Here is a 9,023-nt window from a genome sequence, read left to right as displayed (position 1 = left end):
CGGGCCACCGCCAGGAACTGGTGCGGGTCGGCGTCGATCACCTTGAAGGCCGCCAGATAGGCGCCCTGGTCGTCGGGGTCCTCCCGCCGCGCTCCCAGGGGATCGTCGGCGAGCATGGCGACGATCGCCGCCACGTCCTCGGCCCGGGCACGGTCGATGGTGACGTCCTCGTCCATGGAGGCTCCTTGGGTCGGCCCCAACCCGGGGCGGCGGTCTCCTACAGCAGCAGTGTGGCCGCGGCCGCGAGGTCGGCCACCACGGTGGTCGCGTGCGCGAGCTCGGCGGGAGCGGTCGTGGACGCCACCGCCACCACGGGCATGCCCGCGTCCAGCCCCGAGCGGACGCCGCTGGCGGAGTCCTCCACCACCACGCACCTTCCGGGCGCCACCCCCATGCGTTCGGCGCCCAGCAGGTACGGGGCGGGATGGGGCTTGCCCTCGCTCACGTGGTCCGCGGTCACCAGCACGCGGGGGAGGGGCAGCCCGGCCGTCCCGATCCGCGCGTTGGCGATCCGGTCGCCGCCGGAGGTGACGATCGCCCAGGCGCGCCCCCGTGCGTCGAGTTCGGTGAGCAGTTCCCGAGCTCGGGGCATGGCCCGGATCCCGTCACCGGCGGCGGCCTCGTGGGCCTCGATCCGCGGCGCCTCGGTCGCCGGGTCCAGGTGCGGTGCGACGAGCCCGACCAGGCCCGCGTCGGTCCGGCCGTGGTGGTGCGCGAGCACCGCGTCCACGTCCAGGCCGCGCTCCACGGCCCACGCGGTCAGCCCCCTACGGATGCTCTCGGTGGAGTCCACCAGCACCCCGTCCAGGTCGAACAGCACGATCGACTCGTCGTAGCGGCCCACGTCACTCCCTCGTCGGTGGTCGTCAGGCCCTCCAGGGTGCCATTCGCGGACGGGGTTCCGGGCGCGGTCCCGACCGGAGCACCTGCGTCAATTACAGTTGACCCATGGACGTCGAACAGCTGAGCTCCCTCGCCCGCGCCACCGGTGCCGACGACCCCCTGGTGGGCCTGGACGCCACCGTGCGGCTCCGCAGGGAGACGGAACGGGTCGAGGCGGTCCTCGTCCGCCGCGCCCGCAACCAGGGTTCCACCTGGACCGAGATCGCCGCGGTGCTCGGTGTGTCCAAGCAGCCCATCCACAAGAAGTACGGCGGCCGGAACCTCTTCGGCTCGCAGGAGTAGCGCCGCGGCGCCGGATCCGCGGGTCAGCGCAGCGCCGCCACGAACCGCTCCATGCGCGCGCCGAACCCCTCCACGTCGCCGAACCACACGGCCACCGCGTCCGCCCCGGCGGCGGTCAGCTCCCGGAACAGCCCGACCGCGCGGTCGAACTCCGGCTCGCCCCCGGGCCAGGCGATCCGGGTCTGCGCGCGTACGGGCCGGTGGGTCAGCTCCCGCAGCCGGTTCCGTGCCGCCACGAACCCCGCCGCGTCCAGTCCCACGCCCTGCCACGCGTCGCCCCACTCGGCCGCCCGGGACAGCGCCCGCTCCGAGGTGCCGCCCACCATCACGGGCACGCGGCGCGCCGGACGGGGCTCGAACACCCCGCGCTCGTAGGAGTGGAAGCGCCCCTCGAACGGCCCCTCACCCTCGAACAGGTGTCTCAGTAGGCGCAGAGTCTCGTCCGTGCGGGCGCCGCGCGTGGTGAAGTCCGATCCGACGGCGGCGAACTCCTCGCGCGACCAGCCGGTGCCCACCCCCAGCACGAAGCGCCCCTCCGACAGGGCGTCCAGGGTCGCCACCTGCTTCCCTAGAACGAAAGGATCCCGCATCGGCGCCACCAGCACCGACGTGCCCAACCGGATCCGTTCGGTCCGCGCCGCCAGGTGGGCCAGGGTCACCAGCGGCTCGTACACGCCGCCGAACGTCGGCCCGTACGGCGCGGGCGGCAGCAGGTGGTCCGGCAGCCACACCGCGTCCACGCCCAGTTCCTCGGCGCGCGTGCCCAGGTCGACGAGGGCCCTCGGGGACATGCCGGGCGACTCGTCGGGCAGGACCACCTGGAGCGGGGTACCCGTCATCGGTTCGGTCAGCTCACTCATGGACCGACGGTAGACCGTGCCACCGGTGTGAGGGTCAAACCCGGTTCTCCGTCTTCCCCGTGTTCTCCGTGTCCCCCGTGCCGTCGGCGCCGGTCGACCGCGTGGCTACCCGGGACCCTCGGGCAGGGACACCTCGACGAACACCGCCCGGTGGTCGGTACCGGTCACGTCCCTCACCTCCAGGTGGTCGACGCCCGTCCCGGGGCCCACCAGGACGTGGTCGATGGTGAGGTTCGGCACGAGGCGGCCCACCGGCCACGTCGGCACCAGGCCCTCACCCAGGACGGCCGCCGCGTCGAGGTATCCCGCCTCCAGGACCCCGCGCAGCGCCGCGTGGTCCAGCGTGGCGTTGAAGTCCCCCGCCAGCACGCGCGTCGTCTCCGGATCCGCCTCCGCGGCCAGGCCGTCCAGCTCCCCGCGCCAGACGTCGACGAGGGCGGGGGACAGCGGCGGCGGAACGTGCACCGACGTCACCTCGAAGCGGCGCCCGTACCCGGGCAGCTCCACTCCGGCGGTCGGCATCGCGAAGGCGCCGGGTCCCTCCGCCGTGTCACCGAGATCGGTGAGGGGGAAGGCCGAGCGTACGGTGCTCCCGGGCACGCCCCGGGGGTGGGAGTGGTCGACGACGTGGGGCAGGAGCTCGTCCAGCCCGGCGGCGGACAGCTCGTCCACCAGCTCCGGGGTGACCTCCTGGAGGGTGAGCACGTCCACGTCGAGGTCGCGCACCAGTCCCACCACCTCCGGGACGCTGGCGCCGCCGCCGAGCGTGTTCAGGGTCATCAGCCGGACGGTCGGGCCACCCGACGCGGTGACCCCGAACGGCACCGCGCGCGGAACGACCGAGAACGCCAGCACCACCGCCGCCACGATCAGCACCGCCATGGACGCCCACCGCCGCAGCAGGCCCGCTGCCACCGCCGCCAGCGGCGCGGCCGCCATCACGTACGGGACGAAGGACAGCGCGGGCACCAGGGGCCACCCCTCCTCCAGGCCGAACGCCCGCAGCACCGCGAACACCGCGAAGCCCAGGGCCGCCAGCGCGACCAGGGCGGTCACCGCACCCGACCGGCGCCGGGGCGCGTCGTCCCTCCCGTCCACCGGTTCCGGTCCGCTCACAACCCCTCCACGCGTCATGACGATTCTCACGGCCGGTCGGACACCCCGTCCGCCGTCACCGGTAGGACTACACCACGAGCGGGGAGGTCGCGGGGATCCGCGGCGCCGGCTGGTCACCTCCGCCCCGACCGCACCCGCCAGCCTCGGACCGCCGCGCCCGGCCCGTTGACGTCCCGGTGGCCCGATTCGCTGGTTTGATGGGCGGGTGACCGAGCGGTCGGACGGGTAGCCGCCCGACCCGCAGGCCACCGCACCGACACCAGCGACGTCACGGAGGTTCCGCCATGTCCGTCACCAGCAGGGAGGTCCACCTGGTGGCCCGCCCCGTGGGCGAGCCCGAGCCCACCGACTTCTCCCTCGAACAGGTCACCGTCGAGGACCCCGGCCCCGGGCAGGTCCTGGTGCGCAACGACTGGATGTCCGTGGACCCCTACATGCGCGGACGGATGAACGACGTCAAGTCCTACGTCCCGCCCTACCAGCTCGGCCAGCCGATGGACGGCGGCGCGGTGGGCGTGGTCACCGCCTCGGGCAGCGACGACGTCCCGGTGGGCACCACCGTCCTGCACTCGGCCGGGTGGCGCGAGTACGCGCTGCTGCCCGCCGACGCCGTACGCGCGGTGGACGTCTCCCAGGCGCCCGCCGAGGCCTACCTCGGCGTTCTGGGCATGGTCGGCCTCACCGCCTACGCCGGCCTGACCGAGATCGCCCCGGTGCGGGAGGGGGACGTGGTGTTCGTCTCCGGCGCGGCGGGCGCGGTCGGGTCCGCCGCCGGGCAGATCGCCCGGCAGCTGGGCGCCTCCCGCGTCGTCGGGTCCGCGGGCGGCCCGGAGAAGAAGCGCCGCCTCCTGGAGGACTTCGGTTTCGACGCCGCCATCGACTACCGCGAGGGCGGCCTGGAGGAGCAGCTCGCCGAGGCCGCGCCCGAGGGGATCGACGTCTACTTCGACAACGTCGGCGGCGACCACCTGCGGGCCGCCATCGCCGCCATGCGCGACCACGGCCGGATCGCCCTGTGCGGAGCGGTCTCCCAGTACAACGCCGCCGAGCCCGTTCCCGGCCCCGACAACCTCTTCCTCGCCGTCGGCAAACGGCTCACCCTGCGCGGGTTCATCGTCGGTGACCACGGTCACCTGATGAAGGAGTACGCCGAGCGGGCCTCCGGATGGATCGTCGACGGCAGGCTGCGCACCGAGGAGACCGTCGTGGAGGGCATCGACAACGCCGTACGGGCCTTCCTCGGCATGATGCGGGGCGCCAACACCGGCAAGATGCTGGTTCGTCTCACATCCTGAACCGCTTGCCTGGAGTGCACTCCAGGTTGCCACCATGGGGCCGACCCCCTTGGCACACCACCGCATCCGTCACCACGGAAAGGCGCTCATGCAGCACGTCACGCTGAACGACGGCCACACCATGCCGCAACTCGGGTTCGGCGTCTGGCAGGTCCCCGACGACGAGGCGCAGGCCGCCGTCACGACCGCCCTGGAAGCCGGGTACCGCAGCATCGACACCGCCAAGCTCTACCAGAACGAGCGGGGAACCGGCCGTGCCCTGGCCTCCTCCGGCATCGACCGCGAGGAGCTGTTCGTCACCACCAAGCTGTGGAACGACGAGCAGGGCTACGACAACGCGCTCAAGGCCTTCGACGCCAGCCTGGACCGCCTCGGCCTGGACTACGTCGACCTGTACCTGATCCACTGGCCCGCCCCGAAGCAGGACGCCTACGTCGACACCTGGAAGGCGCTGGAGCGCATCCGCTCCGAGGGCCGCGCCAGGTCCATCGGCGTGTCCAACTTCACCGTCCAGACCCTGGACCGCCTGGTCGCGGAGACCGACGTCGTCCCGGTGCTCAACCAGATCGAGCTGCACCCCTACTTCTCACAGGAGACCATGCGGGCCGCCAACGCCCGCCACGGCCTCCTCACCGAGGCGTGGAGCCCGCTCGGCCAGGGCGGGGAGCTGCTGGGCGACCCGGAGCTGACCGCGATCGGGGAGAGGCACGGCAAGTCCGTGGCGCAGGTCGTGCTGCGCTGGCACCTCCAGCTCGGCAACGTCGTGATCCCCAAGTCCGTGACGCCGTCCCGGATCCGGGAGAACATCGACGTGTTCGACTTCGAGCTGTCCGCCGAGGAGATGGACCGGATCGGCGCGCTCGACCGCGGCGGCCGGATCGGTCCGGACCCCGACGAGCTCGGCTGACCGCGCGGTGTTCCCGGGCCGGGCGGCGGCCCGGGAACACCTTCCCCGCGGGGTAAACGGCGACGGCCGCGGATGGCCGGAAGTGGACAGGTCGTACACCCTCACACCAGGGTCAACACCCTTCCCAGGGGACACTCGACAGCGGGTATGGATCTCCTGTACGTGTCAGTTCGGACACTCCCCCCGCCCATGGGTGGCGTGGTGCCGAACGGAGGCGTACAGTCCTCTCTTGGCGCTCTGACAAGCAAGGTCAGCGGCCAGTCTCCTCTTAGGCGAAATCAGATCCATGACCGTCGTCCCCCTCCGCGCAGCACGTGTGTACCGTTCGGAGAACGCCGAGCGTTCCGTGCAGGCGTGGTGCCACAAAGCCCTGAGTCAGTGGCCCGAACTCGGACCCCTTCCTCCTGTGGAGACCCGTCTGGGGAGTACGCAGGCCTTCCGGTCCTCAGGCGGTCCCGGTACTCCGGTACTGGTGCTGTCGGGCACCAACTTCAACGCGGCCACCACGGTGCCCGCGGCCCGCGCGCTGTCCGCGGACCGGCCGGTGCTGCTGGTCGACCTGCCCGGACACCCCGGCCTCAGCTGTAGCCAGAGGGTCGGCGGGGCCAGGATCGAGGCCTACGGCGAGTGGCTGGACGAGCTCCTGCCGCGGATCACCGACCGGCCCGTCCTCGTGCTCGGCCACTCCCGCGGCGCCGCCATCGCTCTCGCCTCCACCCCGTCCCCGCTGGTCGCCGGGATGCTGCTGCTCAATCCGGCCGGACTGACCGCGGCCGGGGTCAGCTCGGAGTCGATGCGTGCCACGCTGCCGTGGATGGTCCACCCCAACGAGCAGACCAGCGGACGGCTGGTCGAGTTCCTCAGCGGTCCGTCCACCGCGTGCGACGAGCACCGGGCCGAGGCGGAGTGGCTGACCCTGGTGGCCCGGAACTGCCGCACGGGTTCCCTCCCCCACCCGCTGCCCTGCGAGCGCTTCCGCGCCTGGGCGGACACCCCGGTCACCGTGGCGACCGGATCGCACGACCCGTTCTTCTCGCCCGCGCGTCTGCACGGCCCGGCCCATCGGTTCCTGGACACCGACGTCCACACCATCGAGGGCGCGGGCCACCTGTCGCTGTACGAGCAGCCCGGCGAGGTGGGCGAGCTGCTGCGCACCCTCGACGCCTGATCCGACCTCCCGCGCGACGGCGTCCCCTCCACCCGGGCGCGCCGTCCCCGCCCGTGGCCCCTCCGGCCGCGGGCGTTCGCGTCGTGGGCCGGGTGAGACACCGCCGCGAACCCCCGTCGGAACCGCACCCGTCCCACGTTCGTGCGGCCCCCGACGCGTCATCCGCGCCCGCGGGGCGGCTCCCCCCCCGGGGCGGCGTCTGGCCGGATCACCGACCGAGGGCCAGGCCGGGCGCGGTACCGGTGCGCGCGGTGTTGGGTTGGTGCATACATGCACAAGTCCACAAAGATATGTCTTGTGTGGATTTGTTGCTATCTGTCATGGTGCTTTCACGTGTGTCCCTAATGGTGTTGGGTAAAGACGTTTCCAACTCTCCCTGAAAGGAAGGATGAACGGGGAAAGCCCCGCCCAAGGCGTATCCTTGCCCGAGGTCAGTGAGGGCTGGCAGCACTTTATCCCCGCCGAACGTCCCCGAAACACCAGAAAGCAGTCGGCATGTTCGAAAAGCTGGCACAAAAGCTGGGGCTCAAAACGAACCCGGCGATCTTCTTCGTGTCCGCCGGGTTGACCATCTTCTTCGTGGTGAGCGCGATCGTCTTCACCGACGTGGTGGACGCCGTCTTCGGTACGACCTCGGACTGGATCCTCACCAATCTCGGATGGCTCTACATTCTCGGCGTGACCACGTTCCTCGTCTTCCTGATCTGGATCGCGTTCAGCCGTTTCGGACGTGTACGTCTGGGGCCTCCGGAGAGTAGGCCCGAGTACACCAACCCCGCGTGGTTCGCCATGTTGTTCGCCGCGGGCATCGGCAGCATCCTCATGTTCTGGGGCGTGGCGGAACCCATCAGTCACTACGCCGAGCCGCCCCGGTCGGGCGTCGGTCCGGAGACGATCGAGGCGGCCGAGGAGGCGATGGGCTTCACGCTCTACCACTTCGGCCTGCACACCTGGACGATCTTCTGCCTGCCGGGGCTCGCCTTCGCCTACTTCGTGTACCGCAAGGGCCTGCCCTTCCGGGTCAGCTCGATCTTCCACCCCTTCCTCGGCGAGCGGATCAACGGTCCCCTGGGGCGGACCATCGACATCATCGCGGTCCTGGGCACACTGTTCGGCGTCGCCGTCACCATCGGCCTGGGCACCCTCCAGATGAACAGCGGCCTCAACACTCTCTTCGGCGTGCCGGAGAGCCGCACCACCCAGCTGGTCCTCATCGCGGTCGTCACGACCATCGCCGTGATCTCCGTGGCCAGCGGCCTCGACATCGGCATCAAGTGGCTGTCCACGATCAACATCTACATGGCCGTGGGGCTGCTGCTCTTCATCTTCCTGGCGGGATCCACGCTCTTCCTGGCCAAGGGGATCATCGAGACGACCGGCATCTACCTGGAGATGCTGATCCCGTTGTCGTTCTGGAACGACACCTTCGCCAACACCGGCTGGCAGGGCTCGTGGACCGTCTTCTACTGGGCGTGGACGATCACCTGGTCGCCGTTCGTCGGCATCTTCGTCGCGCGCATCTCCAAGGGCCGCACCATCCGGGAGTTCGTCCTCGGCGTGCTGGCCGCGCCCACCGCGTTCAGCGTCATCTGGTTCAGCGTGTTCGGGCTGTCCTCCTTCGACATCGAGAGGAACCAGGACGGCCAGTTGGTCGAGGAGGTGGTCGGGCAGGGAGACGTCCCCGGCGCCCTCTTCGCGTTCCTGGAACACTTCCCGCTGACCACGTTCCTGTCGGTGGTGAGCATCCTCATCGTCATCATCTTCTTCACCACCTCCTCGGACTCGGCCTCCCTCGTGGTGGACATGCTCTGCTCCGGCGAGGCGGGCAACCCGACCCGCCAGCGGGTCTTCTGGGGCATCACCGAGGGCGTCGTGGCCGCGACGGTGCTCACCGCGTCCGGCACGGGCGGTCTGGAGGCCCTGCAACAGACGATCATCGTGTTCGGGCTGCCGTTCTTCGTGATCGGCTTCTTCATGATGGTGGGACTCGTCCGCTCTCTCCACGGTGAGTTCGCGGAGCCCTCGGGCCTCCAACGCGAACGCAACGCTCCGCTCACCACGAGGGCGCGCAGGCTCCAGCGTCAGAACAAGCTCCAGGGCGGCGCCGGGGGCCGTACCGGGGCACGCGGCAACGAGAACGGCAACGGACACGGCAACGGGCACGGCAACGGCGGGCCCCGGGTGGAGTGACCGGACGCGGCCGACGGTGGGACCCGGACTCACGCGGCCCGGGTCTCACCCGGGCCAGAGGAACGCGTTGATCCCGGCCCACAGCCGCAGCCGCTCGGGGTCGACGTGTCCGCGCCCGTAGGCGTCCAGGAAGAGTTCGGCGTCCTCGGGGCCGAACTGCGGGTTCATCGGGCTGTGCAGGCTGCCCACCATGTCGGCCAGGTCCGTGTGCGGATCCCCCAGCCCGGCGCGGCCCAGGTCCACGAAGGCCCACCCGTGCCCGTCGGCCGCGGTCCCGCCCGGGTCGCCCGGTCCGTGCGGAT

The 9,023-nt window shown here is 71.2% G+C and carries 9 protein-coding genes and 1 pseudogene; 5 read left to right on the top strand and 5 right to left on the bottom strand.

What is annotated here, in order from left to right; translation table 11 throughout:
* Together D455_RS35395 and D455_RS0114520 are read right to left on the bottom strand one after the other, a co-directional pair.
* Positions 1–176, bottom strand: a pseudogene (locus tag D455_RS35395) (GNAT family N-acetyltransferase); the annotation flags it as partial.
* A gap of 41 nt (positions 177–217) precedes the next feature.
* Positions 218–844 carry an HAD-IA family hydrolase gene (locus D455_RS0114520; protein ID WP_017571437.1) on the bottom strand — a complete coding sequence of 209 codons (627 nt, stop codon included), beginning with the start codon at positions 842–844 and terminating at the stop codon, positions 218–220.
* 104 nt (positions 845–948) lie between these two features.
* Between D455_RS0114520 and D455_RS0114515 the strand changes: the two genes are divergently transcribed.
* Positions 949–1,185, top strand: coding sequence for a hypothetical protein (locus tag D455_RS0114515; protein WP_017571436.1), 237 nt, complete (start codon positions 949–951; stop codon positions 1,183–1,185).
* Between the two features lie 23 nt (positions 1,186–1,208).
* Here the strand turns inward: D455_RS0114515 and D455_RS0114510 are convergent, their stop codons facing one another.
* Together D455_RS0114510 and D455_RS30470 are read right to left on the bottom strand one after the other, a co-directional pair.
* A complete protein-coding gene (locus D455_RS0114510; protein WP_017571435.1) occupies positions 1,209–2,045 on the bottom strand; it encodes a TIGR03619 family F420-dependent LLM class oxidoreductase in 837 nt (278 codons plus the stop codon).
* Between the two features lie 105 nt (positions 2,046–2,150).
* The gene (locus D455_RS30470; RefSeq protein WP_017571434.1) at positions 2,151–3,161 is read right to left on the bottom strand and encodes an endonuclease/exonuclease/phosphatase family protein; all 1,011 of its coding nucleotides are present in this window, start codon (positions 3,159–3,161) and stop codon (positions 2,151–2,153) included.
* A gap of 284 nt (positions 3,162–3,445) precedes the next feature.
* Here D455_RS30470 and D455_RS0114500 point away from each other — a divergent pair, with 284 nt between their 5' ends.
* The 4 genes from D455_RS0114500 to D455_RS0114485 all read left to right on the top strand — a co-directional run bounded on the left by D455_RS0114500 (position 3,446) and on the right by D455_RS0114485 (position 8,721).
* On the top strand, positions 3,446–4,456 hold the full coding sequence (locus tag D455_RS0114500) for an NADP-dependent oxidoreductase (RefSeq protein ID WP_017571433.1): 1,011 nt from the start codon (positions 3,446–3,448) through the stop codon (positions 4,454–4,456).
* An 88-nt stretch (positions 4,457–4,544) separates the two neighbouring features.
* A complete protein-coding gene (locus D455_RS0114495) occupies positions 4,545–5,363 on the top strand; it encodes an aldo/keto reductase (RefSeq protein WP_017571432.1) in 819 nt (272 codons plus the stop codon).
* A 286-nt stretch (positions 5,364–5,649) separates the two neighbouring features.
* Entirely contained in the window at positions 5,650–6,531 is an 882-nt protein-coding gene (locus D455_RS0114490) for an alpha/beta fold hydrolase (RefSeq protein ID WP_017571431.1), read from the top strand.
* Positions 6,532–7,026: 495 nt separating this feature from the next.
* Complete coding sequence (locus D455_RS0114485; RefSeq protein ID WP_017571430.1) at positions 7,027–8,721, top strand: BCCT family transporter; 1,695 nt, start codon at positions 7,027–7,029, stop codon at positions 8,719–8,721.
* Positions 8,722–8,766: 45 nt separating this feature from the next.
* Here D455_RS0114485 and D455_RS30465 read toward each other — a convergent pair.
* Positions 8,767–9,023 (bottom strand): phosphotransferase (locus D455_RS30465; RefSeq protein ID WP_040684875.1); only part of this gene is annotated, 257 nt, incomplete at its 5' end.

It is taken from the genome of Nocardiopsis halotolerans DSM 44410 (assembly GCF_000341065.1).
GTDB lineage: Bacteria > Actinomycetota > Actinomycetes > Streptosporangiales > Streptosporangiaceae > Nocardiopsis > Nocardiopsis halotolerans.
This window is presented reverse-complemented; position numbering and strand designations above follow the sequence as displayed.

Excerpts from the sequence above, each read along its gene's own strand:
- D455_RS0114515 (WP_017571436.1), top strand. The coding sequence starts at position 949 with ATGGACGTCGAACAGCTGAGCTCCCTCGCCCGCGCCACCGGTGCCGAC.
- D455_RS0114510 (WP_017571435.1), bottom strand. The coding sequence starts at position 2,045 with ATGAGTGAGCTGACCGAACCGATGACGGGTACCCCGCTCCAGGTGGTC.
- D455_RS0114500 (WP_017571433.1), top strand. The coding sequence starts at position 3,446 with ATGTCCGTCACCAGCAGGGAGGTCCACCTGGTGGCCCGCCCCGTGGGC.
- D455_RS0114495 (WP_017571432.1), top strand. The coding sequence starts at position 4,545 with ATGCAGCACGTCACGCTGAACGACGGCCACACCATGCCGCAACTCGGG.
- D455_RS0114490 (WP_017571431.1), top strand. The coding sequence starts at position 5,650 with ATGACCGTCGTCCCCCTCCGCGCAGCACGTGTGTACCGTTCGGAGAAC.
- D455_RS0114485 (WP_017571430.1), top strand. The coding sequence starts at position 7,027 with ATGTTCGAAAAGCTGGCACAAAAGCTGGGGCTCAAAACGAACCCGGCG.